General features: G+C 72.1%; 22 protein-coding genes. 6 read left to right on the top strand and 16 right to left on the bottom strand.

Annotation, left to right across the window (positions count from 1 at the left end; translation table 11 throughout):
- Positions 1-75 precede the first annotated feature (75 nt).
- The gene (gene gltX, locus FB557_RS08350; protein WP_281290056.1) at positions 76-1617 is read right to left on the bottom strand and encodes a glutamate--tRNA ligase; all 1542 of its coding nucleotides are present in this window, start codon (positions 1615-1617) and stop codon (positions 76-78) included.
- A gap of 190 nt (positions 1618-1807) precedes the next feature.
- Here gltX and FB557_RS08345 point away from each other — a divergent pair, with 190 nt between their 5' ends.
- Complete coding sequence (locus FB557_RS08345) at positions 1808-2416, top strand: class I SAM-dependent methyltransferase (RefSeq protein ID WP_246074605.1); 609 nt, start codon at positions 1808-1810, stop codon at positions 2414-2416.
- A gap of 6 nt (positions 2417-2422) precedes the next feature.
- Here the strand turns inward: FB557_RS08345 and FB557_RS08340 are convergent, their stop codons facing one another.
- Together FB557_RS08340 and FB557_RS08335 are read right to left on the bottom strand one after the other, a co-directional pair.
- Positions 2423-3199 (bottom strand): fumarylacetoacetate hydrolase family protein, encoded by a 777-nt coding sequence (locus tag FB557_RS08340; protein ID WP_144857170.1) that lies wholly within the window; start codon positions 3197-3199, stop codon positions 2423-2425.
- Between the two features lie 31 nt (positions 3200-3230).
- Positions 3231-4340 (bottom strand): SGNH/GDSL hydrolase family protein, encoded by a 1110-nt coding sequence (locus FB557_RS08335; RefSeq protein ID WP_170236247.1) that lies wholly within the window; start codon positions 4338-4340, stop codon positions 3231-3233.
- A gap of 148 nt (positions 4341-4488) precedes the next feature.
- Between FB557_RS08335 and FB557_RS08330 the strand changes: the two genes are divergently transcribed.
- A complete protein-coding gene (locus FB557_RS08330) occupies positions 4489-5355 on the top strand; it encodes a 3-methyladenine DNA glycosylase (protein WP_144857168.1) in 867 nt (288 codons plus the stop codon).
- Here the strand turns inward: FB557_RS08330 and FB557_RS08325 are convergent.
- On the bottom strand, positions 5336-6532 hold the full coding sequence (locus tag FB557_RS08325; protein WP_144857167.1) for a PucR family transcriptional regulator: 1197 nt from the start codon (positions 6530-6532) through the stop codon (positions 5336-5338). The genes FB557_RS08330 and FB557_RS08325 overlap by 20 nt on opposite strands.
- A gap of 91 nt (positions 6533-6623) precedes the next feature.
- Here FB557_RS08325 and FB557_RS08320 point away from each other — a divergent pair, with 91 nt between their 5' ends.
- On the top strand, positions 6624-10064 hold the full coding sequence (locus FB557_RS08320; RefSeq protein WP_144857166.1) for a bifunctional proline dehydrogenase/L-glutamate gamma-semialdehyde dehydrogenase: 3441 nt from the start codon (positions 6624-6626) through the stop codon (positions 10062-10064).
- 110 nt (positions 10065-10174) lie between these two features.
- Positions 10175-11071: a DNA-3-methyladenine glycosylase family protein gene (locus tag FB557_RS08315; RefSeq protein WP_144857165.1), complete on the top strand. Its 897-nt coding sequence runs from the start codon at positions 10175-10177 to the stop codon at positions 11069-11071.
- Between the two features lie 251 nt (positions 11072-11322).
- On the opposite strand, the gene cimA is transcribed toward FB557_RS08315, so the two are convergent.
- The 11 genes from cimA to FB557_RS08260 all read right to left on the bottom strand — a co-directional run bounded on the left by cimA (position 11323) and on the right by FB557_RS08260 (position 24148).
- Positions 11323-12906: a citramalate synthase gene (gene cimA, locus FB557_RS08310; protein WP_144857164.1), complete on the bottom strand. Its 1584-nt coding sequence runs from the start codon at positions 12904-12906 to the stop codon at positions 11323-11325.
- Between the two features lie 311 nt (positions 12907-13217).
- On the bottom strand, positions 13218-14027 hold the full coding sequence (locus FB557_RS08305) for an HAD family hydrolase (RefSeq protein ID WP_144857163.1): 810 nt from the start codon (positions 14025-14027) through the stop codon (positions 13218-13220).
- Positions 14028-14044: 17 nt separating this feature from the next.
- Positions 14045-15142 (bottom strand): branched-chain amino acid aminotransferase, encoded by a 1098-nt coding sequence (locus FB557_RS08300; protein WP_144857162.1) that lies wholly within the window; start codon positions 15140-15142, stop codon positions 14045-14047.
- 163 nt (positions 15143-15305) lie between these two features.
- Entirely contained in the window at positions 15306-16382 is a 1077-nt protein-coding gene (locus tag FB557_RS08295; RefSeq protein WP_144857161.1) for a 3-isopropylmalate dehydrogenase, read from the bottom strand.
- 111 nt (positions 16383-16493) lie between these two features.
- Complete coding sequence (locus tag FB557_RS08290) at positions 16494-17699, bottom strand: type II toxin-antitoxin system HipA family toxin (RefSeq protein WP_144857160.1); 1206 nt, start codon at positions 17697-17699, stop codon at positions 16494-16496.
- Positions 17696-17917, bottom strand: a complete 222-nt coding sequence (locus tag FB557_RS08285) for a helix-turn-helix transcriptional regulator (RefSeq protein ID WP_246074603.1) — start codon at positions 17915-17917, stop codon at positions 17696-17698. Before FB557_RS08285 ends, FB557_RS08290 begins: the two co-directional genes overlap by 4 nt.
- 90 nt (positions 17918-18007) lie before the next feature.
- Positions 18008-19849: a dihydroxy-acid dehydratase gene (ilvD, locus tag FB557_RS08280; RefSeq protein ID WP_144857159.1), complete on the bottom strand. Its 1842-nt coding sequence runs from the start codon at positions 19847-19849 to the stop codon at positions 18008-18010.
- 367 nt (positions 19850-20216) lie between these two features.
- Positions 20217-20621, bottom strand: coding sequence for a DUF6912 family protein (locus tag FB557_RS08275; protein ID WP_144857158.1), 405 nt, complete (start codon positions 20619-20621; stop codon positions 20217-20219).
- Positions 20618-22051 carry a WS/DGAT/MGAT family O-acyltransferase gene (locus tag FB557_RS08270; RefSeq protein WP_144857157.1) on the bottom strand — a complete coding sequence of 478 codons (1434 nt, stop codon included), beginning with the start codon at positions 22049-22051 and terminating at the stop codon, positions 20618-20620. The genes FB557_RS08275 and FB557_RS08270 overlap by 4 nt, the downstream gene beginning before the upstream one ends.
- Positions 22052-22124: 73 nt before the next feature.
- Complete coding sequence (locus FB557_RS08265; protein ID WP_211356527.1) at positions 22125-23471, bottom strand: CpaE/TadZ family protein; 1347 nt, start codon at positions 23469-23471, stop codon at positions 22125-22127.
- Between the two features lie 2 nt (positions 23472-23473).
- The gene (locus tag FB557_RS08260) at positions 23474-24148 is read right to left on the bottom strand and encodes a hypothetical protein (RefSeq protein ID WP_144857155.1); all 675 of its coding nucleotides are present in this window, start codon (positions 24146-24148) and stop codon (positions 23474-23476) included.
- Positions 24149-24308: 160 nt separating this feature from the next.
- Between FB557_RS08260 and FB557_RS08255 the strand changes: the two genes are divergently transcribed.
- The gene (locus FB557_RS08255; RefSeq protein WP_144857154.1) at positions 24309-24524 is read left to right on the top strand and encodes a helix-turn-helix domain-containing protein; all 216 of its coding nucleotides are present in this window, start codon (positions 24309-24311) and stop codon (positions 24522-24524) included.
- Between the two features lie 20 nt (positions 24525-24544).
- Here FB557_RS08255 and FB557_RS08250 read toward each other — a convergent pair whose 3' ends face one another.
- Complete coding sequence (locus FB557_RS08250) at positions 24545-25090, bottom strand: hypothetical protein (protein WP_144857153.1); 546 nt, start codon at positions 25088-25090, stop codon at positions 24545-24547.
- Between the two features lie 107 nt (positions 25091-25197).
- On the opposite strand from FB557_RS08250, the gene FB557_RS14345 reads away from it, so the two are divergent.
- Complete coding sequence (locus tag FB557_RS14345) at positions 25198-26028, top strand: LysM peptidoglycan-binding domain-containing protein (protein WP_211356526.1); 831 nt, start codon at positions 25198-25200, stop codon at positions 26026-26028.
- Positions 26029-26032 lie beyond the last annotated feature (4 nt).

Raw genomic sequence — 26032 nt, 5'->3', positions numbered from 1 at the left:
CGCACCGAGGGTCGATAGTAGTCCCCCGCGCCGGGCGGGCTCAAATCGGTGAGCCGATCGGCGCGGGCGGCAACCTCAGCGCAGGTCGCCGCGCAGCCGGCGCAGGCGGGTCAGGGTCGAGGCCTTGCCGAGGATCTCCATCGACTCGAAGAGCGGCGGGCTGATCCGCTGCCCCGAGACCGCGGCCCGCAACGGCCCGAAGGCGACGCGGGGCTTGAGGCCCAACCCGTCGACGACCGCAGCACGCAGCATCGCCTCGATCTGCTCGGCGTGCCACTGGTTGCGCTCACGAGCCTCGCCCAGCACGCCCTTCGGGGACTCCAGGCCCTCCAACGCCTCGATCGCGGCGTCGAGCACCTGAGGTGCATCCTCCTTCAACCCTGCCCGAGCGTCCTCGGAGATCTCGAGCTCCTCGTCGGAGGTGTAGAAGGGCCGGACCATCGGCGCCGCCTCGGAGAGCAGGTTGATCCGCGTCTGGATCTGCTCGGCCACGCTCTTCAGCCGGGCCAGCTCACCCATCGACGGGTTCTCCCCCAGCACGCCCTCTCGCTGGAGGAACGGGATCAGCCGCGAGGCGAAGTCGCCGAGCTCGAGGTCGCGGATGTACTGGCCGTTGAGCCAGTCCAGCTTCTTGAGGTCGAAGATCGGCCCGACCGTGTTCACCTTGCTCCAGGCGAAGTCGCGGCTGAACTCGGCGAAGGTGAACTTCTCGACCTCGGTGCCGTCCTCCCCCTTCGCCGGCGGGTAGGCCAGCAACCCGAGGAAGTTGACCACGGCCTCGGGCAGGTAGCCCTGCTCCTCGAACCACGTGAGCCGCGCCCACGGGTTCTTGCGCTTGGAGATCTTGGACTTGTTCTCGTTGCGCAGCAACGGCATGTGGGCGAACTTCGGCGGCTCCAGCCCGAGCCACTGGTAGAGCAGCACGTGCTTGGGCGTCGAGCTGATCCACTCCTCGCCGCGCACGACGTGGGTGATGCCCATCTCGTGGTCGTCGACGACGACGGCGAGGTGGTACGTCGGGAAGCCGTCGGCCTTGAGGATCACCTGGTCGTCGGGCCGCGGCGCCGAGACGGTGCCCCGGATGACGTCCTCGAAGGTCGTCGGCGCGTCCTCCGGCACGAGCATCCGCACGACCGGGGTCTCGCTGTAGCCGTCGAGCTCGGCCCGCTCCTCCTGGGTCTTGCCGTAGCAGAGCCGGTCGTAGCCGGTGGGCTGCTTGAGCTTCTGCTGCTTGTCGCGCATCGCCGCCAGCCGTTCCGAGCTGCACCAGCAGTAGTACGCGTGACCGTCGTCGATGAGCCGCTGCACGTAGGGCCGGTAGGTGTCGAGCCGCTCGCTCTGCCGGTAGGGCGCGTACGGCCCGCCGATGTCGGGCCCCTCGTCCCAGGTCAGGCCGAGCCAGGTGAGGGTCTGGTAGAGCTGGGCCTCGCTCGTGGGGTTGAAGCGGGCCCGGTCGGTGTCCTCGACGCGCAGGACGAAGCGCCCCCCCTCCTGCCGGACGAAGGCGAGGTTGAACAGCGCCATGTAGGCGGTGCCGACGTGCGGGTCGCCGGTGGGCGAGGGCGCGACGCGCAGCCTCGGCGTGGCGTCGGGGCCACCGACGGCCGAGTCGGGCATCTCGGCCGGGACGACGGCGCCGTCGGAGGGGAGGTTCTCAGGTGCGGAGGGGGTGCTCATGATGCGATCGATGGTAGCCGCGGCGCCGAGCGTGACCGTCCGCGGACGGGTGAAAGTCGGGGAGTAGCGTCGCGGAGAGCACCGGTCCGGTCCGGTCCGAGCGAGACCGGCGACGAAGGGAGCACAGCTGGTGGCGCGCGAGGCGAACCTCTGGGAGCGCAGGCTCGAGGAGAACCCGGGGCACTCGGCCTGGTACATCGAGCGGTTCCGGGCGATGGAGCGAGCCGGCAAGGACGTCGTCGGCGAGGCGCGGACGATCGACGCGATGCTCGAGCGGGGGTCCCGGGTGCTCGACGCCGGGTGCGGCCCCGGCCGGGTCGGCGGGTACCTCCACCGCCAGGGGCACACCGTCGTCGGCGTCGACTACGACCCGGCACTCGTCGCGGCCGCCGAGGAGGACCATCCCGGTCCGACCTGGCTCGCCGGCGACCTCACCGACCTCGACCTCCCGGCCGCCGGCATCGAGGCCCCCTTCGACGCGATCGTCTGCGCGGGCAACGTCATGACCTTCCTCGCCCCCAGCACCCGCGTCGAGGTCCTGCGTCGGATGGCCGCCCACCTCGCGCCCGAGGGGCGGCTCGTCGTCGGCTTCGGGGAGGGGCGGGACTACCCCTTCGCGCGCTTCCGCTCCGACGCGGCCGAGGTCGGCCTCGTCGAGGAGCTGCTGCTCTCCAGCTGGGACCTGCGTCCCTTCACCGACGAGTCGACCTTCCTCGTCGCGGTCCTGCGCGGCGGGTAGGAGCGCTCAGCGCTCGGCCGAGACGAAGGGGTTGGCAAGGGTCCCGATGGCGTCGATGTCGACCTCGACCCGCTGGCCGGCCACGACCGGCCCCACCCCGGCCGGGGTGCCGGTGAGGATGACGTCGCCGGGGAGCAGGGTGAAGGCCTTGCTGGCGTAGGAGATCAGCTCGGCGACACCGTGGACCATGTCGGAGCTGTGCCCGTCCTGGCGGATCTCGCCGTCGAGCGTGGTGACGATCCGCACGTCCTGAGGGTCGAGGTCGGTCTCGATCCAGGGACCGAGGGGGCAGAAGGTGTCCAGCCCCTTGGCGCGGGCCCACTGCCCGTCGCCGCGCTGGAGGTCGCGGGCGGTGACGTCGTTGGCGATGGTGTAGCCGAAGATCACCTTGCGCACCTCCTCCGGCTCGATGTCCTTGCACATCCGCCCGATGATCACCGCGAGCTCGCCCTCGAAGGAGACCTCCTTGGTCAGCTCCGGGATGACGACCGGCTCCCCCGGGCCGACGACCGCGGTGTTGGGGACGAGGAACATCATCGGCTCGTCCGGCACCTCCGAGCCCATCTCAGCGGCGTGGTCGCGGTAGTTGCGGCCGATGCCGATGATCTTGCTGCGGGGGATCACCGGCGCGAGCAGACGCACGTCCTCGACGGTGGTGGTCGCTCCGGTCAGCTCGATCCGCTGGTAGAGCGGGTCGCCGGTGACCTCGGCGATCTTCTCCCCTGCGCCGTCGACCAGACCGTAGACCGGGTCATCTCCCGTGGTGTACCTCGCGATTCGCACACCACCCACGATAGGGCGTACGGCCCCAGGGTCAGTGCGAGGCGCCGGAGCGGCGGCGGACCCTCCCGGCGGCGCCGAGCAGCGCCGCACCCACCAGCGCGAGCAGCGCCACGACCAGAGCCACGTGCGGTGAGGAGCCGCCGTCGGTCTGGACGGCGGCCGGTCGCTGCGGGTCGGCACTCGCGCTCGGCTCGCCGGGCACCTGGCTCGTCGTGGTCCCCTCGCCGGGGGTCGGGTCGGTGCTCGGGGTCGGCGAGCTGGTCGTCGGGGTCGGCGAGGGCGATGCCTGGACCGGCTCGAGCAGCGGCGCGATCACCGAGGCGATGAGCGAGTACCCGGCGTCGTTGGGGTGGATGTCGCCGCGGGAGCACATCCAGGTCAGGGTGCAGATGCGCTCGACGTTGACCGGGATCTCGCCGTAGGTCGGGTCCTGGACCACCGGCTCGAAGTCGCGCGTCCGGAAGGCGTCACCGACGTCGGCGAAGTCGGCTCCCGCGGCCGCAGCGGCCCCGGCGTAGATCTGGTCCAGGCTCTCGCTCAGCGTCACCGAGAGTCGCGCGACGTCCTGCCCGGCGGGTCCGGTCAGCCATGCGGCGAGGAAGACGTCGGGATAGTTGGTGATGACGATCTGCGCGTCCGGAGCGGCTGCGCGCAGGTCCGACAGCAGCTCCGGGAGGCGGGTCTGGATCGTGGCCAGGCCCTCCTGCAGGCAGGGCAGGTCGATCGCCCCGGTCGAGCGCTCGACGCAGGTCTGCACGTCGTTGCCGCCGATGTCGAGGGTGATCAGCGCTGTGTCCGGATGCTCGGCGAGGAAAGCCATCGCCGCGTCGCGCTGCGAGCCCTCGTAGGCGCAGTACGGGCCGCCGTCGAGCAGGGTGCCGATCCGCTCGCCGGAGCAGGCGAGGTTCTCCAGCCGGGCGCCGGCTGCGGTCTCGGCGAGAGCCTCGCGCACCTCGCCGGCGTAGCCACCGGTCAGGTCGTCCCCCTCCCCCGGCTGGTAGCCGGCCGCGTAGGAGTCACCGAGCGCCAGGTACCACGGTCCGTCCTGCGCGGGCTCGGCCGACGCGGGCGCCGGACCGACCAGCGCGACGAGCAGAGCGCAGAGTGCCGTGATGAGAGCGGCGTGGATGCGACGGTGCATTCCTGCTCCTCCGAGGAGTCCGTTGCGTCCACGGGAGGGGCCGGGCGAGGGTGCGCAGCCGCCCCGGGGCGCAGACGCCCCGAGCACGCGATGCGAGGACGCTACCCGAGGATTCCCGCCTGCGGAATGCCGTGGGCACACTGGTCGCATGTCCAGCAGCCTCACGCCGGAGCAGTGGCGACCCCTCGCCCGCGCGCACGCGCAGCGGGTGGACCAGCTCACCGCCGGCCGCCGGCGACGTCGGGCGCTCGGGCACCGGCACCCCGTCGAGGACTTCCTCTTCGAGTACTACAACCACCGTCCCGCCCAGCTGCGTCGCTGGCACCCCGGCCCCGGTGTCGTGCTGGTGGACGCGGCGGGCCAGCACGGCACCTGGGTGGGGTACCTCACCGACAGCGCGGGGTCGGCCTGGGTCGACGTCGAAGGGGTGAGCGCTCGCCGGTCGTCGACGATCGGCTTCGTCCAGGGGTTGCTCCGGGCGACCCTGGCGAGAGACCCGCACCTCGGGTGCTTCGGGCTGCACGAGTGGGCGATGGTCTACCGCCTCGAGCAGGGTCAGCGCCGGCACGAGCAGCTCCCGCTCCGGCTGGGGCAGGACGAGACCGACGCGGTGGTCGAGCGGCACCAGGTGCGGTGCAGCCATTACGACGCCTACCGCTTCTTCACCGGCGCGGCGGCTCCGCGCAACCACCTTCGCCCCACCCGCGAGACCCAGACCGAGCTGGAGCAGCCCGGGTGCCTCCACGCCGGGATGGACGTCTACAAGTGGTGCTTCAAGCTGGGCCCGCTCGTGCCCTCCGACCTGACGCTGGCCGCCTTCGAGCTGGCCCTGGAGATCCGCGAGCTGGACATGGCCGCCTCGCCGTACGACGTCTCGGCCTACGGCATCGCGGCGGTGCCCGTGGAGACCGCCGTCGGCAAGGCGGACTACCTCGCTCGGCAGCGCGACTTCGCGAACCGGTCCAACGCCCTTCGGTCGCGCCTGATCGAGGTCCTCAGCGCCCTGCCGAGGTGACCGGACGCGACGCCGGGGCAGGAGCGGCGAGCGCCAGCCCGAGGTGCAGCTCGAGACGATCCCGGCCGTCGGAGAGGTCACGACCGGTGATCTGCTCGATCCGGGCGAGGCGGGCGTAGACGCTCTGGCGGTGCAGGCCGAGGCTGGTCGCGGTCCGGGCGACCGAGCCGGCGAGGTCGAGATAGGTCCGGGCCGTGCGGATCAGCTCGGGGTCGCAAGCCTGCAGGAGCGCCGAGACTGCCGGGGTCCGCGCGGCGTCCAGCACGAGGTCGGCGTCGGGCCGTCCGAGCAGGCGGTAGACCCCGAGATCGTCCCAACGGGCCACGCTGGTCCCCGAGCCCTCGTGGACGACACCCATCCCCGTGAGGCGGGCGGCCTGCGCCGCCGCCTGCGCCTGGCGGTGCGAGGCGGCGGCCTGGGCGAGGGGGTGGACCGCGCCGACACCCACGACCAGTCCCTCCTGGGATGCGTGTCGCTGTGCCGCGCGGGTGGCGATGTCGACGACCCGGCGCACGTCCTCCTCCTCGCGCCCGGCCTGCACCGGGACGAGCGCGGTGATGGCACCGGACTCCCCGGCGACCGCGACCCGGTGCGGCAGGCCTCCTAGGCCTTGCACGTCGGCGGCGCTGAGCGTCACCGTCGCCGTCAAGACCATGACGGCGGCGCCGGTCTCGGGTTGGACGCCGAGCTGCTCGGCCAGCGCTCGTGCCGCGGTGCGCTCGGTGGCCCGGGTGGCGGCGAGCAGCTCGTGCAGGAGCCCTGCGCGATGGCGCCGGGTCGCGGCCTGACGGGCGAGCAGCTCGGCCGCGACCGAGCCGAGCTCGAGCGCCCGCTCCAGCTCCGGTGCGCCGAGGGCAGTACCCGCTCCCTCGATCGCCCAGAGATAGCCCTGGACCCGTCCCTGGGCCCGCAGCGGCAGGCAGACCCGCGGCCCGGTGCCTCGCTGAGGGTCACCCGGGATGCGCACGCTTGTGGTGGCCGTCGCGATCCCGAAGGACTCGAACCACTCGCGGGTCACCGCCGAGGCACCCCGCCCGAGGATCGTCTCGGTCCGCACGGGGTCGGCAGCCTCTGGCTGTGCGGCGAAGGCGAGCAGCCTGAGCTGCCGGTCCTCGAGCGTCACCGGCACGCCCAGCAGGGTCGAGACCTCGTCGACGACCTCTTGGATGTCGCTCACCGGAACTCCTCATACAGATGTCTGACAGAGTACCTAGATTGCCAGACAGCTGCCGGTGGCCGAGCCCACACGTCGGCCCTATGGTCGGAGGATGACGACCTCTGAGCCGACCACCCTCCCTTCGCCGTCCGCTGTGGTCGGCGAGCTCGCCAGCCTGGCCGACGACGCCGTGGCCCTGGCCGACCGCTGGGCGGCGGCGACCGAGGCCGGCGAGACGAAGAAGGAGGCGGCGACCACCCGCCAGCTCGCCTCTCTCCTCTCCGACGCCGAGGGCCTGGACCTCGCCGTGCGGTTCGTCGACCGGGTGGTCCGACCCGAGGACCCCGAGGCGGCGGCGAAGGAGCTCACCCGCCTCACCGCCTCCGATGCGGCCTTCCTCGGCCCGGTCGACACCGGACTGCTCAAGCTGGGGTCGATCGCCGCCAAGGTCGCGCCGAAGGTCGTCGTCCCGATCGCCAAGGCCCGCATGCGCCAGATGGTCGGCCACCTGCTCGTCGACGTCGGCGACCCGACCCTCGCCAGGCACCTGGCCGCCGCCCGTGAGGATGGCTTCCGCCTCAACATCAACCTCCTCGGCGAGCTGGTCCTCGGCGACCACGAGGCCCAGGCGCGGACCGACCGCACCCGCCAGCTCCTCGAGCGCGACGACGTCGACTACGTCTCGATCAAGGTCTCCTCGCTCGTGAGCCAGATCGACACCTGGGACACCGAGGGCACCGTGCAGCGCTGCGTCGAGCGGCTCCGCCCGCTCTACCGGGTCGCCGCGCAGGCCAGCCCGCGCAAGTTCGTCAACCTCGACATGGAGGAGTACGGCGACCTCGACCTCACCATCCAGGTCTTCGAGTCGATCCTCTCCGAACCCGAGTTCGCCGACCTCGAGGCCGGCATCGTGCTCCAGGCCTACCTGCCCGACGCGCTGCCCGCGATGGAGCGCCTCATCGACTTCGCCCAGCGGCGCCGCGCCGAGGGCGGCGCCGGGATCAAGATCCGCCTCGTCAAGGGGGCCAACCTCGCGATGGAGCAGGTCGAGGCAGAGCTGCACCACTGGGAGCGGGCGCCGTACGAGACCAAGGCCGAGGTCGACGCCAACTACCTGCGCTGCGTCGAGCGCGCCCTGCGCCCCGACGCCGTGCAGGCCGGGGTCCGCCTCGGCGTCGCCAGCCACAACCTCTACGACCTCGCGACCGCCCACCTCCTCGCCGAGCGCCGAGGAGTGAGCGAGGCGATGGACGTCGAGATGCTCCAGGGCATGTCGCCGAGCCAGGCCCGCGCGGTCCGCGACACCGTCGGCACCGTCATCCTCTACACCCCCGTCGTCGACCCGAAGGACTTCGACGCCGCCGTCTCCTACCTCGTGCGCCGACTTGAGGAGAACGCGTCGAAGGAGAACTTCCTGCACGCGTTCTTCGCCGAGGACGAGCCGCAGTCGATGCCCGAGCAGGAGCGTCGCTACCGCGCGAGCATCGCCGACATCGAGACCACCTCGACCGGCCCGCGAAGGGTGCCCGAGCGGGCCGAGATCGGGGACACCTTCGCCGGCACGCCCGACTCCGACCCAGCGCTGGCCGCCAACCGCGAGTGGGCGGCGCGCGCCGTGGCGAGCGAGCCCCCTTCGCTCTGGTCTCCGCACCTGTCCTCGACCGCCGAGGTCGACGACGTGGTGCGCACCGCCCGGTCCGCGCACCAGAGCTGGGCGGCACGGCCCGCGGCCGAACGAGCGGCGGTCCTGCGCGAGGCGGCCCGTGAGCTCGACGCGCGGCGCGAGCAGCTGCTCACCGTGATGTCCTCCGAGGCCGGCAAGACCGTCGGCGAGTCCGACCCGGAGATCTCCGAGGCCGCCGACTTCGCCCGGTACTACGCCGACCGCGCCGAGGAGCTCGAGGACGGGCCGATGAGCGACGGTGCGACCTTCACCCCGCACCCGGTCGTCCTCGTCACCCCGCCGTGGAACTTCCCGGTCGCGATCCCGATCGGTGGCCCCCTCGCCGCGCTCGCCGCCGGCTCCGCGGTCATCCTCAAGCCTGCCCCGCAGACGCCGGGGTGCGTCGAGGCCGCCGCCGAGGCGCTGTACACCGCCGGCGTGCCGCGCGAGGCGCTGCAGGTCGTGCGCACCGACGAGGACGAGGTAGGCCAGCACCTCATCGCTCACGACGACATCGACCTGATCATCCTTACCGGAGCCACCGACACCGCGGAGCTCTTCGACGGCTGGCGTCACGACCGCGCGGAGGGGTCGCGCATCTACGGCGAGACCTCGGGCAAGAACGCGCTGATCGTCACCCCCTCGGCGGACTACGACCTCGCGGTGGCCGACCTCGTGCAGAGCGCCTTCGGGCATGCCGGCCAGAAGTGCTCGGCGGCCTCGCTCGGCATTCTCGTCGGCTCGGTCGCGACCTCAGAGCGCTTCCGCCGCCAGCTCATCGACGCGGTCCGCTCGATCACGGTCGGCTTCCCGGCCGACCTCTCGACGCGCATGGGGCCGGTCATCGAGCCCCCGGAGGGCAAGCTGCTGCGCGCGCTCACCACTCTCGAGCCGGGTGAGCGGTGGCTCGTCGAGCCCCGCCCGCTCGACGACAGCGGCCGGCTGTGGAGCCCGGGGCTGAAGGAGGGCGTCCGGCCGGGATCGTTCTTCCACCTCACCGAGGTCTTCGGGCCCGTGCTCGGGCTGATGCGGGCCGACGATCTCGACGAGGCGATCGAGCTGCAGAACGCGACGGACTTCGGGCTGACCGGGGGCATCCACAGCCTCGACGAGGCCGAGATCGACGCCTGGACCGAGCGGGTCGAGGTGGGCAACGCCTACGTCAACCGGCACATCACCGGCGCGATCGTCCAGCGGCAGAGCTTCGGCGGGTGGAAGGCCAGCTCGGTCGGACCGGGTGCGAAGGCGGGCGGGCCGAGCTATGTCGCCCAGCTCGGCACCTGGTCGCGCGACGGCCTCCCGGCGAAGGGAGACGAGGTCACCGGCGCGGTGCGGCGCACCGTCGACGGGATCCTCGGCGCCCTCGGCGAGCGGGTCGAGCGCGACGGGCGGGAGATGATCGACGCCGCCCTGGCCAGCGACGCCCGTGCCTGGGCCGACGAGATCGGGGTCGAGCACGACAAGACCGGGCTGCGGGTCGAGAGCAACGTCTTCCGCTACCGGCCGATGCCGCTGGTCCTGATCCGCGCGAGCGCCGACGCCGATGTCGCCGACGTGGTCCGCCTCCTCGGCGCGGCGACCCTGACCAGGACCCCGGTGCTCGTCTCGGCCCACCCGGACCTCGACCTCCCCCGCACCCTCGGGCACGTGCAGGTGCGCATCGAGACCGACGAGACCTTCGTCCACCGGGCCCTGGACGCCGCCGGGCGCGCGGGGCGGGTCCGCGTCGTCGGCACCGTTCCGGCGGGCCTGCGGGAGATCCCGCCGACCCGGCTGACCGTCATCGACGGCGAGGTGCAGGCCAACGGGCGGCGCGAGCTGCTCACCTTCGTGCGCGAGCAGTCGATCAGCCGGACCCGGCACCGTTTCGGGCACGTCGAGCAGCGCTGACACCTGGCCCACCCCCCTTCGTCCGTCGTCCGTCGTCCGCGCCATCTGGCCGAGATGCTGCTGGCAGCGCCTCGAGAGTGGGGGCGAAGGGGGGATGGCAGGGTGCGCCCATGACCTGGACGGCGGTGGAGGCCCGGCTCACGGGCGTCGGGCCGACCTGGCCGGACAGCCTGCTCGGACACCTCGTGGCGACCGCCGTGCCGGGGGTCGAGGAGTGGCGCGATGGCGCCTACCGCCGCATCTTGACACTGGCCGACGGCCCGGCCGTCGTCGCGGTCCGACCCGGGACCGACGTGTTGCCGGTCCGCCTGCTGCTCACCGACCCCGCCGACGAGGCGGAGGCCATCGCCCTCGCACGGCGGCTGCTCGACCTCGACCGGGACACCCGGGTGGTCGACGCGCACCTCTCGCGGGACCCGGTGCTCGCGCCCCTCGTCGCCGCCGCACTCGGCCGACGCGTACCCGGACTGCCCGACGTCGGCGAGGCGGTCGTCCGGGCGGTCCTCGGCCAGCAGGTGAGCACGGCCGCCGCACGAACCCACGCGGGTCGGCTCGCAGAGGCTCTCGGCGAGCCGGTGGTCGATCCCGAAGGGGGTCTGACGCGCGCCTTCCCGACCGCCGCCGCGGTCGCCGACGCCCCGGACGAGCTCCTTCGCCTGCCGGCCCGTCGGCGCGACAGCCTGAGGGCTGCCGCCGCCGTCGTCGCCGCCGCGCCCTGGGGCCGGTCACCCGACCCGGCCGAGGTCGTCGCCGCTCTCGACCCTGTACCGGGCATCGGCCCGTGGACGACCGGGACGGCGGCGATGCGGGCGCTGGGCGACCCCGACGTGCTGCTCGCGGGTGATCTGGGGCTGAGGGCCGCCGCTCGGGGGCTCGGCCTGCCCGACGCGCCGAGGCCTCTCACCGCTCGCGCCGAGGTCTGGCAGCCCTACCGCTCGTACGCCGTGCAGCACCTCTGGGGCGTGCTCGACCACCCGATCAACACCCTCCCCGCGCATCCCGCCTGAGCCTCACCCCCACGCCCCCGCTCACAAGATGCTGCTGGCAGCAGTTCCGTGAGCGAGCGGCAGCTCGACATGCTGCTGGCTCACCAGGGTGCTGCTGGCAGCATCTTGAGCTGGGGGCGAAGGGGAACAGCGGGGCGCTTCTCTGGCGTCGACGGAAGCCTCGAATCGACTCGTCGAGCTAGCAGCTCGCGCGGGCCGCCTTCGGAGGGCCTGACACGCGGCTCGCGAGAGCTGAGCGCAATCTGCGGTGGTCAGCGAGCCGGGATGCCCGCCCGGCTCAGGCCGTAGACGATGCCGTCGAGCAGCGCCTCCCAGGAGGCCTCGACGATGTTGGCGGCCACGCCGATCGTCGTCCACGAGGTCGTCCCGTCGCTCGTCTCGATCAGCACGCGCGTGACGGCGTCGGTGCCGTGCGCGGCGTCGAGGATCCGCACCCGGTAGTCGACGAGCTCGAGCTGCTCGATCTCGGGGTAGACCACGCCGAGCGCCTGGCGCAGCGCGTGGTCGAGCGCGTTGACCGGGCCGTTGCCCTCGCCGGTGGCGACCACCCGCTGCCCGCCGGCGTGCATCTTCACCGTCGCCTCGGAGAGCGCCGCGGCGTCCGAGCCGCGCACGTCGGTCATCACCCGCCAGGACTCGACCTGGGCGTAGTCGGGGACCGATCCGCCCACCTCGCGTCGCAGCAGCAGCTCGAAGCCGGCGTCGGCGGCGTCGAAGGTGTAGCCCCGCTGCTCGAGCTCCTTGACCCGGGCGAGCACGCGGCGTAGGGCCGGCTCGTCCTCGGAGAGGTCGACGCCGATCTCGCGCCCCTTGAGCTCGACCGTCGCCCGGCCCGCCATGTCCGAGACGAGCATCCGCATGTCGTTGCCGACGTCCTTGGGCTCGATGTGCTGGTAGAGGTCGGGGTCGACCTTGATCGCGCTGGCGTGCAGCCCGGCCTTGTGGGCGAAGGCGCCGGCGCCGACGTAGGGCTGGCGGGAGAACGGCGGGTAGTTCGTCACCTCGCTCACCGCGTGCGCGATGCGGGTGGCGTCCTGCAGCCGGTAGGGCTCGACGAGATCCATGCCGCGCTTGAGCTGGAGGTTGGCGAGCACGGTGATGAGGTCGGCGTTGCCGGTGCGCTCGCCGTAGCCGTTGATGGTGCCCTGGACGTGGGTGGCTCCGGCGTCGACGGCGGCCATGCTGTTGGCGACGGCGCACCCGGTGTCGTTGTGGCAGTGGATGCCCAGGCGCGCCCCGGTCGCGGCAAGCACGTCGGCGACGGCTTCGTGGACCTGGCCGGGAAGCATCCCGCCGTTGGTGTCGCACAGCGCGACGACCTCGGCGCCCGCGTCCTGGGCGGCGGCGACGCAGTCCATAGCGTAGTCGCGGTCGAGCAGGTAGCCGTCGAAGAAGTGCTCGGCGTCGACCATCACCGTGCGGCCGTGCTCGCGCAGGTGGGCGACGGTGTCGGCGATCATCGCGAGGTTCTCCTCGCGGGTGGTGCGTAGCGCGCGCTCGACGTGTCCGACGTGGGACTTCGCGACGAGAGTGACGACCGAGGTCTGCGCGTCGAGCAGGGCCTGCACCTGGGGGTCCGAGGCGGCGGTCGTGCCGGCCTTGCGGGTGGAGCCGAAGGCGGCCAGGGTCGCGTTGCGCAGGTCGAGCTCGGAGCGGGCTCGGGCGAAGAACTCGGTGTCGTTCGGGTTGGCCCCGGGCCACCCCCCTTCGACGTGGGTGACGCCGAGGTCGTCGAGGTGGCGGGCGATGGTCAGCTTGTCCGCGACCGAGAGGTTGATCCCCTCCTGCTGTGCCCCGTCACGCATCGTCGTGTCGTAGACGTCAAAGGTGCTCATCGGCTCTCCTGGGGTCGCTCGTCTCGAGGCGAAGGGGGAGGTCCCCGTCTCGACGCGCCAGGTGCCGGCTGTGGGTGGGCCGCCTGCCTGATCGCCCTCCGGGCGACCACCAGCTCCGCCCGAGAAAACGAAAGACCCCCCGGGTGTGGGAGGTCTGCGCGTCGAGCGGGGCTCGACGCGCCTAGGTAATGATCAGGGCCGCGGTAGCGGTGGTCATCACGTCGGGCATCACGGGTGCACTCTTGCAGCGTGTCCATGCGCTGGGAAGAGTGGTCCACATGCTGAGCGGCCTGGTTCGCGTCGGGCCCGGCTCACCGCTTGAGCAGTGACTCCAGGACGCGGGCCACACCGTCGTCGTCGTTGCCCCGGCACTGATCGTCGGCCAGCTCGATCACGTCGGGGTGGGCGTTGGCGACGGCGAAGGAGGACCCGGCCCACTGCAGCATCGGCAGGTCGTTCGGCATGTCGCCGAAGGCCCAGACGTCGGCGGCGTCGATGTCGAGCTCGGCGCACCAGTCGGCCAGGGCCGCGGCCTTGGTCACCCCTGGCGCGGACATCTCGGCCAGTCCGCCGGCGCCGGAGTAGGCCAGCACGACCCGCTCGCCGACCACCTCGGTGGCGCAGCGGAGGAACTCCTCGTCGGTGAGGTGCGGGTTGCGCGCGAGGAGCTTGCCTGCCCGCTCGTCGTCGAGGTCCTCGATCCGGTCGGTGGTGACGAGGTCCTCGGGATGGTCGTGGATGGCGGCGAACATCCGCTCCGCGGCCAGCCCGCTCCTGCGCTCAGCGGCGAAGCCGGTCCCCGGTAGCTGCTCGCGCAGGTCGGCCGTGACCTGGCGCATGACCCCGGGCTCGATCGTCCGCTCGGCGAAGACCCGTCGTCGCTCGACGTCGTAGCGGAAGGCGCCGTTGCCGCACAACGCCACCCCCCGGGTGCCGACGACGTGAGCCAGCTCATCGATCCACCGTGGTGGCCGGGCCGTGACGAGCACCGTCTCGATCCCGGCGCCCGCGAGCGCGCGAAGCGCGGTCACCGTCCGGTCGGAGACGCTGCCGTCGCTGCGCAGCAGGGTCCCGTCGAGGTCGGTGGCGACGAGGCGTGGGCGGGTGCTCGAGGCGTCCACGGGATGATCCGGCCGGCTCAGACGAGGCGCGTCATCCAGCCCCGGGTGTCGGTCGCCCGGCCGTACTGGATGTCTAGGAGGGTGGAGCGGATCGCCCTGGTGACCTCTCCTCCCCCTTCGGGCGAGCCGGACGGCGCCGACCCGCCGTCCCAGCGCAGCTCACCGACGGGGGTGACGACGGCGGCAGTGCCGCAGGCGAAGATCTCGGTGATCTCGCCCGAGACCACCCCGTCCTTCCACTCCTGGATCTCGATCCGCTCCTGCACCGGCTCGAGGTCGAGGTCCTTGGCCAGGGTGAGGATCGAGTCGCGGGTGATGCCCTCGAGGATCGACCCGGTCAGGGCAGGGGTGCGCAGCCGGCCGTCCTTCATGACGAAGAAGAGGTTCATGCCCCCGAGCTCTTCGATGTAGGTGTGGGTCGCCGAGTCCAGGAATACCGCCTGGTCGCAGCCGTGGTCGGCACCCTCGATCTGACCGGCCATGGAGGAGGCGTAGTTGCCGCCGCACTTGGCCGCGCCGGTGCCGCCGTCCCCGGCCCGTGCGTAGTCCTGGCTGACCCACAGGCTGACCGGCTTCAGCCCGCCCTTGAAGTAGGCACCGGCCGGCGAGGCGATGACGCTGTAGGTGACCTCACGGGCGGGCCGGACGCCGAGGAAGGCCTCGGAGGCGAACATGAACGGCCGCAGGTACAGGCTGGTCTCTCCGGTGCCGTAGGCGGGGACCCACTTCTCGTCGGCCTGCACCAGCGCCGTGAGCGAAGCGATGAAGTCCTCCTCCGACAGCTCGGGCAGGGCCAGCCGGCGAGCCGAGCGCGCCATCCGCGCGGCGTTGGCCTCCGGACGGAAGGTCCAGACCGACCCGTCCTCGTGGCGGTAGGCCTTCATGCCCTCGAAGATCTCCTGGGCGTAGTGCAGCACTGCCGCGGCGGGGCTGAGCTGCAGCGGTCCGAACTCGCGGACGACGGCGTCGTGCCAGCCGTGCTCCGCGGTCCAGGTCGCGGTGACCATGTGGTCGGTGAAGGTCGTGCCGAAGCCCGGGTCGGAGAGGATCTGCTCTCGCTCGATGTCCGAGACGAGGTTGCTCGAACGCTCGGTGGTGAAGGTCAGCTGGGTCATCGTCGACTCCTGGGAGGGTGCGAGAGCGGCCGCTTCGGGTGGGCGGCTGCGGTCCGGACGGGCGGTGTCGGCAGGCTATCGGACCGCCGAGCGCCGCCTGAGAGGACTGACCCAGACCCCTCGGGCGAAGGGGGCGGCGTGACGAAAGGGAGGGCGAAGGGGGTCAGAGCCGGCCGGCGATCGCGTCACCGATCTCGGAGGTGCTCCGCGCCCGCTCGCCCCGCTCGGCGAGGTCGGCGGCCACGGCCGCCTCGACCCGGGCCGCGGCGTCACCGTGGCCGACGTGGTCCAGGAGCATCGAGGCGGAGAGGATCGCCGCGGTGGGATCGGCCAGGCCCTGGCCGGCGATGTCCGGGGCGGAGCCGTGCACCGGCTCGAACATGCTCGGCGCCTCGCGGCTCGGGTTGATGTTGCCGCTCGCGGCGAGCCCGATGCCCCCGGCGACGGCGGCGGCGATGTCGGTGATGATGTCGCCGAAGAGGTTGTCGGTGACGATGACGTCGAAGCGCGCTGGGTCGGTCGCGAGGTAGATCGTCGCCGCATCGACGTGGTTGTAGGCGATCTCGACGTCGGGGTACTCGGCGCCGACCTCCTCGAGGGTGCGCCGCCAGAGGTGCCCGGCGTGGACGAGGACGTTGTGCTTGTGCACGAGCGTGAGGTGCTTGCGGGGTCGTGCCTGGGCGCGCTCGAAGGCGTCGCGCACGACGCGCTCGATGCCGAAGCGGGTGTTGACGCTGACCTCGGTGGCGACCTCTGCCGGCGTGCCAACCCGCAGCGCGCCGCCGTTGCCGACGTAGGGGCCCTCGGTGCCCTCGCGGACGACGACGAAGTCCAGACCGTTGGCGGTGACCTCGGCCGAGAGCGGGCTCGTCACGCCGGGGTAGAGCCTCGCCGGTCGCAGGTTGACGTAGTGGTCGAGCGCGAAGCGCAGCGGCAGCAGGACACCGCGCTCGAGCACACCGCTCGGCACGCTCGGGTCGCCGATGGCGCCGAGGAGGATGGCGTCGTGACCGCGCAGCTCCTCGAGGATCGAGTCGGGCAGGGTCTCGCCGGTCGCGTGCCAGCGCCGGGCCCCGAGGTCGTACTCCGTGCTCGAGACACTGACCTCGCTGGTCGCGGCGTCGAGCACCTTCAGCGCCTCGGCGACGACCTCCGGGCCGATCCCGTCGCCGCCGATCACCGCGATGTCGAGGGACGTCGTGGTCGGGGACGAAGGGGGGTCCGGCTGGGTCGTCGTCATATCCCGAGACTAGGACGGCGTCCCGTGATGTGGACACCAGGTCTCATATCGTGGCGCGATACCTCCGCCCGACCCGCGCCGACCGAAGCCTTCGAGCCCTCCACTGTCCGGCTAGCCCGTGAGATCACGCCGCCGCCGCCTCAGCACTCGCGCGATGTCTCGCCGATGGCCCTCGTCCCACGGGACCACGCCCTCCAGCAGCTGCTCGGGAAGCCCGCTCACCAGCTGAGCCACCTCCGTCAGGACTCCATCCACGACGCCTTGAGGCAGGCCGATCTCGCTGCCGAACGTCCGAAACGCCTTCGCGGTGAGATTGTCCCTTCGACCCGCCAGGGGCAGGGCGAAGGTCGAGTCCCCGTAGGGCACCGTCGAGGGGATGTCATAGATCGGCGCCACCTGTCGCTCTGCAGCCCCGAGCACCGAGACGTTCTTCGCGTGGAGATCACCGTTGCCGGTGGCCCACGCGAAGGCCGCCTGCTGCAGCACCGCCCGGAGCGCCAGCGGCCGTGAGCGGCACGCCCCCGCCAGCGCTGATGCGAGCCGCTCCATCGTGACCGAGTACTTGTCGGCCGGGTGCACGCCGAGCACCTGGGCGCCATCCTCGACCGCCACTCGTTGCAGCCCGTGGGCCCCGACGACGCGGTCGAACCGAGAGACCAGCAGGCCAGGTCGGCCGTGCCGGTCACGCACGACCTCCGCGCTCGCCACCGGGTGCCGCAGGCCTGCGCCAAGTCGCAGGAAGAATGCCTCGTTCTCGACGACGAGAGGGAACTCGGGAACCTCGAGCTTGAGCAGGTGAGCACGGCCAGCGTGCGCCAGCGGCACGGTGAGCATCCTCCCCGACACCTTCTCCTGCACCCCGGCAAGAGCAGACGGGTCCCCGATCCCGTGCGCCTCGAGCAGCTCGAGGAAGTCCAGCTCCGCGAAGGAGCCGGACACCTCGACGACCGGCTCGTGCGCCTCGGCAGGCTCGACGAGCACCTGCACATCGCCCACGGGGTCCGACCCCACCGCCAGGAGCAGCGAGAGCTCGTCGTCGGCGCTCGTCTTCACTGCTCGCCGCAACGCGGTCAGACGCCGACCCTCCGGGAGGAGGTTGGCAAAGAACGCGGGAACGGCTCCGGACGATGTGAGCACCGGCTCGTCGCGAAGGGGTAGCGAGGTCGCGACGGCGCGGGCGCCGGAGGCCAGGTAGTCCTCACGGTAGTCAAAGCGCACTCCGTCGGCCGTGCGCTCGAGCGTCGCCGCCGGCGTCCCGTCCTTGAGCACGTGCGCCACCCGGACATCGCGCGGGTCCGGAGCGGCCGCCGAGGTCACGGCGTCTCCCGCGGAGCCAGGACGAGCCGCAGCCCGAGGACCTCGAGGACCGGGCCGAGCTTGTCGATCCGCACGGTGGGCTTGCCCGACTCGAGCTCGCGGACGAAGCGTTCCGACACCCCGGCCAGCTCCGCGACATCGAGCTGCCGCAGGCCGAGTTCGCGGCGCCGTGCCTGCAGCTGAGTCGCCCAGGATCCCATAGGCTCGTCGACAGTCACATGACACCACCTCCAGCCAGACCGGCACGATCCTGCCGATCTGCCCGACTGTAGCACTCAGGCGTACCGAAACGGCACGATCCTGCCGATCTAGTCCACCTTGCGGGCCGCGCCCTTGTCGGCCGACTGGGCGAAGCGGGCGAAGATCTTCAGCGCCGCGGAGACGGGACGGTCGCGGTCGACCGGGGTCCACCCCTTCGCGTCCTGCTCGGACCGTCGCGCCGCGAGCTCCTCGTCGTCGACGAGGAGCTGGACCCGCCGACTGGGGATGTCCAGCTCGATGACGTCACCGTCCCGGACCAGCCCGATCGCCCCACCGGAAGCCGCCTCGGGTGAGACGTGCCCGACCGACAGACCCGAGGAGCCACCGGAGAAGCGGCCGTCGGTGATGAGCGCGCACTTCGGTCCCAGGCCCACACCCTTGAGATAGCTCGTCGGGTAGAGCATCTCCTGCATGCCCGGCCCGCCCTTGGGCCCCTCGTAGCGCACGACGACGACGTCCCCCTCCTGGATCGCGCCGGTGAGGATCATCGAGACCGCGTCCTCCTGGGACTCGGCAACCTTCGCCGGCCCGGAGAAGCTCCACTGGTGCTCGGGCACGCCAGCGGTCTTGACGATGCAGCCGTCGGGAGCGAGGTTGCCGTGGAGGACCGCCAGACCGCCCTCGACGGTGTAGGCGTGCTCGACCGAGCGGATGCAGCCCGACTCGGCGTCAGTGTCCAAGCTGGCCCAGCGGTTGCTCGAGCTGAAGGCCTCGGTGGTCCGCACCCCGCCCGGCGCGGCGTGGAAGAGCTCGAGCGCCTTGTCGGTGGCGGCGCCGGAGCGGATGTCCCAGTCGCTGAGCCACTGCTCCAGCGTTGGGCTGTGCACGGCACGCACCCCGGTCTGAAGCATCCCGCCACGGTTCAGCTCGCCGAGGATGGCGGCGATGCCACCCGCGCGGTGGACGTCCTCCATGTAGTAGTCGCCGCTGTTCGGCGCGACCTTGACCAGGCACGGGGTCTCCCGCGAGAGCGCGTCGATGTCGTGCTGGTCGAAGTCGACGCCGGCCTCCTGCGCCGCGGCGAGCAGGTGCAGGATCGTGTTGGTCGACCCACCCATCGCGATGTCGAGGCGCATCGCGTTGGCGAAGGCGGGCTTGCCGGCGATCGAGCGCGGCAGCACCGACTCGTCGTCGCCGTCGTAGTAGTCGCGGCACAGGTCGACCACGAGCCGGCCGGCGTCGAGGAAGAGCTCACGACGGGCGGCGGCGGTCGCCAGCGTCGAGCCGTTGCCGGGGAGGGAGAGCCCGAGCGCCTCGGTCAGGCAGTTCATCGAGTTGGCCGTGAACATCCCCGAGCAGGACCCGCAGGTCGGGCAGGCGGACTGCTCGATCGCGGTGATCTCCTCGTCCGAGACCGAGTCGTCGACCGACTTGATCATCGCGTCGACGAGGTCCAGCCGGGTGGTCACCGTGCCGTCCCCGCCGATCTGCGCCTTGCCGGCCTCCATCGGCCCGCCGGAGACGAAGACGGTCGGGATGTTCAGCCGCAGCGCCGCGAGGAGCATCCCCGGCGTGATCTTGTCGCAGTTGGAGATGCACACGAGCGCGTCGGCGCAGTGCGCCTGGACCATGTACTCGACGGCATCGGCGATGACCTCACGGCTGGGCAGGCTGTACAGCATGCCGGCGTGGCCCATCGCGATGCCGTCGTCGACGGCGATGGTGTTGAACTCCTTGCCCACTCCCCCGGCCTCCTCGACCGCGCCGGCGACGAGCTGGCCCATGTCCTTGAGGTGGACGTGGCCGGGCACGAACTGGGTGAAGGAGTTGGCGATCGCGACGATCGGCTTGCCGAAGTCGCCCTCGCCCATGCCCGTTGCCCGCCACAGCGCGCGGGCTCCGGCCATGTTGCGTCCGTGAGTCGTGGTCCTCGATCGAAGCTGTGGCATGTCACCACCCTAGGTCTGCAGATGTCGGAGGGGCGTCACGCGCCGCAGCCGCCACGGCGGAGCGAGACGGCTGCGGCGGAGCGGAGTGACTCAGGCGTCGCGGCGGTCCAGGCTCTCCTGGAGGGCGCGACGGGTGTCCACGGTGTCGTCGTTCATCGAGGGCTCCTCGGTCGATCGCCGGGACGGTCCATGGGGCCGTCGCCCGGCAGCAGGTCTGTCCGACGACGTCGCCCCGGGGATGGTGGGGCGAAGGGGGTGAGCTCACGGGGTGGCCGCGGATGACACCCGAGGTCGTCCCTGCCGACGGTACGCCGCAGCGTCCACCTGGTGGACCCCCGGTCCGCATCCTGGACGCGGGCCGCAGGGCTCAGCTGGTCAGATCGGAGAGCTCGCTCACGTCGTACCAGAGCAGGTCGTCATACCCCTCGCCCTCGCTCGCCCCTTCGGCCTCCTCCACGTGGAAGGAGACCACGCGCGACAGGGGGACGGGAGCGGCAAGGCGCACCAGACCGCCGCCGGAGCCTGGGTCCGCGACCTCGGGGACGTCGGCCGAGACGACGACCCGGCGCTCCCCCTTCGCCTGCCGTCGACCAGTCGCCGCGTCGAGCGCCGAGCACATCGCGTCGAACTCCAGCTCCTCCTCGTCCGGCCCCGGCGAGGCCGAGCGGGCGGACTCGGTGACCGCGTAGGCGCGCTCACCGCTCACCTCCTTGGTCCGGGCCACCTCGGGGAGGTCGGAGAGGACGAGGGGGAGGTAGACCCGAGGGCTCATCGCGAGCTCCGCGTCCGCTTGCTCTGCCCGAGCTCGGCCAGCGCCTCGTGGATCGCATCGGCCAGCACGTGCAGGTCGGTCATCGCGTCGCGGTCCGCGTTCAGCCCGAGGTAGACCTGACCGTCGTAGGAGGTCAAGCCGATCGCGAGCGCCTGCTTGCGCGTCAGCGGCATGACGGGGTAGGTCGAGAGCAGTCGGGCTTCGCCGGCGTAGAGCGGCTGCTGCGGGCCGGGGACGTTGGTGATCGCGAGGTTGAACAGCCGCCGCGTCATCGCCGCCCCGGTGCGAGAGCCGAGGGAGTGCAGCGTCGGTGGCGCGAAGCCGCCGATGCTCGACAGCGAGGCGGCGTCGACCGCCTGCGTGGTCTCCATCTGCTGGCGCATGGAGAAGGCGATCTGGTGCAGGCGCATCGAGGGGTTGGGCTCCCCGACCGGCAGGTCGACGAAGCAGGCGGTGACCCGGGCGCCGGACTGGTGATCGCCGGTGTCGTCGTACACGCTGACCGGGACCATCGCCCTGATCACCGAGGCCGACGAGAGGTGCTCGCCGCGGGACTGCAGCCAGGTCCGCAGCGCGCCGGCGATCGTCGCCAGGACGACGTCGTTGATCGTCACGTCCTCGACGTAGCGGCCGCGGGTCAGCTTGGTGCGGATGGTGCGGTAGGCCCGCAGGTCGGTGCGGACCATGTCGAACCGTCGCGCCGCCCCCACCGTGACCTGCAGCGGTGAGTCGGGGGCCGGCTTGACCCCGACCTGGGCCAGGGTGGCGAGGACGCCGCTGACGAGGCCGAAGGCCTTGCGGCTCGCCGCGGCGAGGTCGTAGGCACCGCCGCGCAGGTTGTCGACCACCATCGTGGGGGTGCGCACCGCGTCGACCATCGCGTCGGCGACGAGGCGAAGGGAGCTGGGCTGGTACGGGGGTCGGTCAGCCGCGTCGCCCAGCCCGCCATCGTCACCCCCTGAGGTGTCGAGGAGCATGTGCGAGATGTCGACCGCGTTGATGCCGTCGACGAGCGCCTGGTGCGCCTTGGTCACGATCGCGAAGCGCCCCTTGCTCAGCCCTTCGACGAAGTAGACCTCCCAGAGCGGTCGCCCCCGGTCCAACGGTCTTGAGGTGATGCGAGCGACGAACTCCTCGAGCTGCTCCTCGTCACCCGGACGTGGCAGGGCGGCGCGGCGGACGTGGTAGCTCACGTCGAAGGCGTCGTCGTCGACCCAGACCGGGTTCGCCAGGCGCGCCGGCACCGACTGGACGCGCTGGCGATATCGCGGGGAGCTGACGATCCGCTCGGCGATGAGCTCGACGAGCTGGTCGTAGTCGAAGCCGTCCGCCGGGGGTTCGAAGATCATCACCGTCCCGACGTGCAGCGGGAGGTTGTCGTCCTCCAGGTACAGGAAGGACGAGTCGAGAGCAGAGAGACGGTGAGTCACGTCGACCATGGTGTCAGAGCGGCGAAGGTGGTGAGCCCGGTTCGCGGGTGCCGCCTCCGGCGGCGCCGCGAGATCAACCGCGTCGGCGGCGGCGCCTCGAGCCGTCCTGACGACGTGTCTCGACCCCGACGAGATCAGCGGCCAGCGTCCGGAGCGCGTCCCGGGCGGAGCTGCTGGGGGCGCACTCGGCGAGGGTCCTGCCCTGGAGCAGTGCGGCGTCACAGGCGGCCGGGTCGTCGGGCACGAGGTGGAGCGCCTCCACCCCGGCGAACCGCTGCAGGGACTCCGCGATCCGTCGACCCGGATCTGGCCCGACGGAGGCGGCGCGCACCCGGTTGACCACGGTGCGCGGCGGTGGCGACGGCACCGAGGGGAGAGACTGCAGCGCGCGCACGAGCCGCTGCAGGCCGATCGGGTCGGCGGCGCCGACGACCACGAGGTCGTCCGCCTGCGCCAGGCCGGTCAGGGTCGTGGCGTTGCGTCGCGGCGCGTCGGTGTCGTAGCTGAGCTCCTCGTCGTCCTCGACCGAGAAGCCAAGGTCGAGGACGACGACGTCCGCCAGACCACGGGAGAGGTCGATGACGTGCTCGATCGCGGCTGGGCGTAGCTCTGGCCACCGTTGCGCGCTGACGATTCCGGACAGTACCCGCAGACCGGGTGCGGCCTCCGGCGCCAGGCGGGCCAGGGCGGCGAGGTCAAGCGTGCCGAGCTCCGAGGCCCGGGCCGCGGCGGCGACGCCGGGCGACTCGTCAAGTACCGAGAGGAACTGGGCGACCGACGCGCCGTAGGTGTCGAGATCCACGAGCAGGGTGCTGCGACCCAGGCGGGCCAGCTCACTGGCGACGTTGACCGCCACGGTGGTCCGGCCCGGGGCCCCGGTCGGACCCCACACGGCGACAACTCGCGGCTGCTCGACCTCGGGCGTCTGCGAGAGGTCACCCCGCTCTGCGGCTCCTTCACCTGCTCGGGCGCCGGCGGAGGCCACGGAGGGACCACGCATCGCGCGCACCGGCCCGCTCCCGGACAGGTCTGGCCGCTCGTCGTCGCCGGAGAGGGCCAGCCCGGCAATCCCGTCAGGGTCTTCTTCACTGAGGCGTCGCGCGATCTCGTCGGTCTCGAGGGCGGGGTGGAGCACACCGGCCACGCCGAGTTGGCGCAGCTCACGCTCGCGCGCCTCGCTCCCGTCCGGCGACGCCCCGACGACCCGGACCCCGTGCCGGGCCACCTGCGCCACGGACTCCCGGTCAAGCCCGCGCAGGTCACCCGAGACCACCGCGACATCACCGTGCCCCGCGGCGACGGCCGAGAGCAGCTCGGCGAGGTCGACGCACCGACGAGAGACGACGACCCCTGGCACCGAGCTCAGTCTCTCGACGAGCCGGGCCTCCCAGGAGTGTCCGACCGCGACGAGGAGGTCCATGCTCACTCCCCGCCCTGCTGCAGGCTCCCACCGTCGGCGACCAGCTTGATCGGCCGGTCCTTGCGGTCCAGCGACAGCAGTCGCGACTCCTCGCCCTCGGGGACGAGGAGCACGACCGCCGCCTCGGTCGCCGAGCTCATCAGCCCCCCTTCGTCGCCGGGGATCTGCGCCACCGTAACCTGCTCGATGACCTTCTCGTACCGGGCAGGCTCACCGGCCTGCTCCGCGTCGGCGGACATGGGCTCGGCGGCGTACACGCTGACCCGGCTCCCCTTCGTCAGCGTCGAGAGGTAGATGGGGTCGACATGCACCGGGACCGACCGCACCTCGAGCTCACCGGGGTCGACCAGCGCCGACCGCGGGACGAGCTCACCCCCGACGACCAGTCGGTCCACCGTCGCCCCCTGCGGGATCTCCTGCTCCGAGGCGAGGTACTCCCCCGCCTGCTCCCCGAGCTGGACCTCGACCCGGACGAGGTCTTCGGTGCCCACCGGGTCACCGGGCACCAGCTCCCCCTTCGCCGCCCAGACCCCGACCCGGTCGTCCGCCGCACCGATCGCCAGGGCGCCGACCACCACCGAGGCCAGCACGAGGAGGACGCCGATGAGCAGGCGGCTGTCCTTCCAGCTCGGGGCACTGAGGCGCCGCGCGGTCGGCTTGGGCAGTTCGGTGCTCACGGTGGTTCCCCCTTGGTCGTCCCGCTTCGTGGTCGGCCACATCATCACCCAAGAGGACCGGATGTGCAGGTCGAGTTATCCACAACGGTGGTGGTGGAGCGCCGCCCAGGTGTGCCCGCCCTGGCACGATGGGGTCACCGACGCCCGAAGAACGAGGACCATGACCAGCAGACGATTCATCCCCCTCTCCGAGGTATCCGAGATCCTCGACATCTCCTCCGCCCAGGCCTATGCCCTGGTGCGCAGCGGTGAGCTGCCGGCGATCAAGGTCGGCGGCCGGGGCCAGTGGCGCGTCGAGATGAGCGAGCTGGACTCCTACATCGAGCGGATGTACTCCCAGACCCGCGCGTTCGTCGCCGGTCAGCAGCAGGAGTAGCCCGCGGGCGGGTCGCGCGGCTAGTGCACGGCCGAGACGACCGCAGCGACCGATGCGAAGGGGATGGTCCGGCTCGCGCGGACGTTGGCGGTTCGTCGGGGCTCGTCCACCGCGTGCTCGCTGAGGTCGAGCCAGTCGGCGCCGACCCCGTCGATCGTCCCCGACGTCCGTCCCCCGCCGGTGTCGAGCACGTGCACGGGCCGCCGGTCTCGGCTGACCCCGCGCAGCGCGTATCCCAGACCGAGCCGGCGCGCGCTGGCGTCGCTCCTGGGTCGACGAGCCACGCCGTGCACGGCCACCAGCGCCCCCGTGGGCACGAGGGTGGGGCCGCTTGCTCCCTCGAGCACGAGCCAGTCGCGGCCGACATCGGCGACCGACCCGCCGGCCCGCTGCCCGCCGAGCAGCTGCACCTCGACCGAGGACCCCAGGCTGCCGACGAGCCGCTCGACGAGGGTGACCTTCGCGCGCTCGGCGCGGGTGCGGTCGGCGACCTCGGCGTCGAGCTCGAGGCGGGACTCGGCCGCGAGCTGAGCCTCAAGGTCGTCGAAGAGCTTGTCCCACCGCATGGCGGCACTCTACGACTCACGCTTGCGGTTGCTTGATGCCATTTGATGCTGTTTGATTCTGTTCAGCAGTTGATGACGCTCTGTGCAGTGATCGTGGAGGAGATCAGATGAGCCGCACCGCCGACCTGACCGGTCACCCCTCGTCGGACCGCGCGGGGGGCCGGGCCCTGGCCGTGACCGCTGCGCTGGGCTGCCTCGCCACCGGCGGGCTCGGCGCCGCTGCAGCACGCTCGCTGGGCGGTGACCGCTCCGACCCCGCCACGGCTCTGCTGGTCACTGCGGCGCTGCTCGGCACCGTCCTCGCGGGCTGGTTCACCCTGGCCACCCTGCTCCACCTGCTCGCCCTCGTCCCGGGGGCGGTCGGCCGCGCGGGCCAGCGGGCGTCCGCGGCCGTCACGCCCGCCCTGCTACGTCGGGCGCTGGCGATGTCGATCGGCCTGGGCGCCGGCACCGCGGTCCTGCCCGGGGCCTCGGTCGCGGCGGCCGCCACGACAGTCGCGACGACGGCGCAGACCACCTCGCCCGACTGGCGGCCGCTCCCGAGCTCGGCACCCGATCCGGGGTTCGCCGAGTCCGCCACCGAGAGCGTAGAAGCCACCGCCGAGTCAGCCGGGGAGGAGGCCCGACCGGTCGGACCCGACCCCGACCCGGGATGGGTACCGCACCGACCGCGCCCCGCCCAGCCCGCGCCCGACGTCATCGGCGCGCCACGGTCCGCTGGCCCGGCGGCCGACGAGGACGAGGGCTACGTGGTCCGGCGGGGTGACTGCCTGTGGGACATCGTCGCCCGACACCTCGGTGGTGCGGCCACGACGAGCACCATCGCCGCCGAGGTTCCTCGATGGCACGCGGCGAACCGGTCGACGATCGGTGCCGACCCCGACCTCATCCTTCCCGGCACGACGCTGCACGCGCCGAACACGCGGATCGGGAGCTGAGCAC

The organism is Marihabitans asiaticum (assembly GCF_007828725.1).
Taxonomy (GTDB): domain Bacteria; phylum Actinomycetota; class Actinomycetes; order Actinomycetales; family Dermatophilaceae; genus Marihabitans; species Marihabitans asiaticum.
The sequence above is the reverse complement of the archived record's forward strand: the minus strand, read 5'-3'. Positions and strand labels throughout refer to the sequence as shown.

What these genes read in the sequence shown, in the direction of transcription:
- FB557_RS08335 (WP_170236247.1), bottom strand. Translation starts at nt 4,340, where the DNA reads ATGCACCGTCGCATCCACGCCGCTCTCATCACGGCACTCTGCGCTCTG.
- FB557_RS08275 (WP_144857158.1), bottom strand. Translation starts at nt 20,621, where the DNA reads ATGAGCCCTCGGGTCTACCTCCCCCTCGTCCTCTCCGACCTCCCCGAG.
- FB557_RS08330 (WP_144857168.1), top strand. Translation starts at nt 4,489, where the DNA reads ATGTCCAGCAGCCTCACGCCGGAGCAGTGGCGACCCCTCGCCCGCGCG.
- FB557_RS08300 (WP_144857162.1), bottom strand. Translation starts at nt 15,142, where the DNA reads ATGACCCAGCTGACCTTCACCACCGAGCGTTCGAGCAACCTCGTCTCG.
- FB557_RS08320 (WP_144857166.1), top strand. Translation starts at nt 6,624, where the DNA reads ATGACGACCTCTGAGCCGACCACCCTCCCTTCGCCGTCCGCTGTGGTC.
- FB557_RS08250 (WP_144857153.1), bottom strand. Translation starts at nt 25,090, where the DNA reads ATGCGGTGGGACAAGCTCTTCGACGACCTTGAGGCTCAGCTCGCGGCC.
- FB557_RS14345 (WP_211356526.1), top strand. Translation starts at nt 25,198, where the DNA reads ATGAGCCGCACCGCCGACCTGACCGGTCACCCCTCGTCGGACCGCGCG.
- ilvD (WP_144857159.1), bottom strand. Translation starts at nt 19,849, where the DNA reads ATGCCACAGCTTCGATCGAGGACCACGACTCACGGACGCAACATGGCC.
- gltX (WP_281290056.1), bottom strand. Translation starts at nt 1,617, where the DNA reads ATGCCCGACTCGGCCGTCGGTGGCCCCGACGCCACGCCGAGGCTGCGC.
- cimA (WP_144857164.1), bottom strand. Translation starts at nt 12,906, where the DNA reads ATGAGCACCTTTGACGTCTACGACACGACGATGCGTGACGGGGCACAG.
- FB557_RS08255 (WP_144857154.1), top strand. Translation starts at nt 24,309, where the DNA reads ATGACCAGCAGACGATTCATCCCCCTCTCCGAGGTATCCGAGATCCTC.
- FB557_RS08295 (WP_144857161.1), bottom strand. Translation starts at nt 16,382, where the DNA reads ATGACGACGACCCAGCCGGACCCCCCTTCGTCCCCGACCACGACGTCC.
- FB557_RS08265 (WP_211356527.1), bottom strand. Translation starts at nt 23,471, where the DNA reads ATGGACCTCCTCGTCGCGGTCGGACACTCCTGGGAGGCCCGGCTCGTC.
- FB557_RS08315 (WP_144857165.1), top strand. Translation starts at nt 10,175, where the DNA reads ATGACCTGGACGGCGGTGGAGGCCCGGCTCACGGGCGTCGGGCCGACC.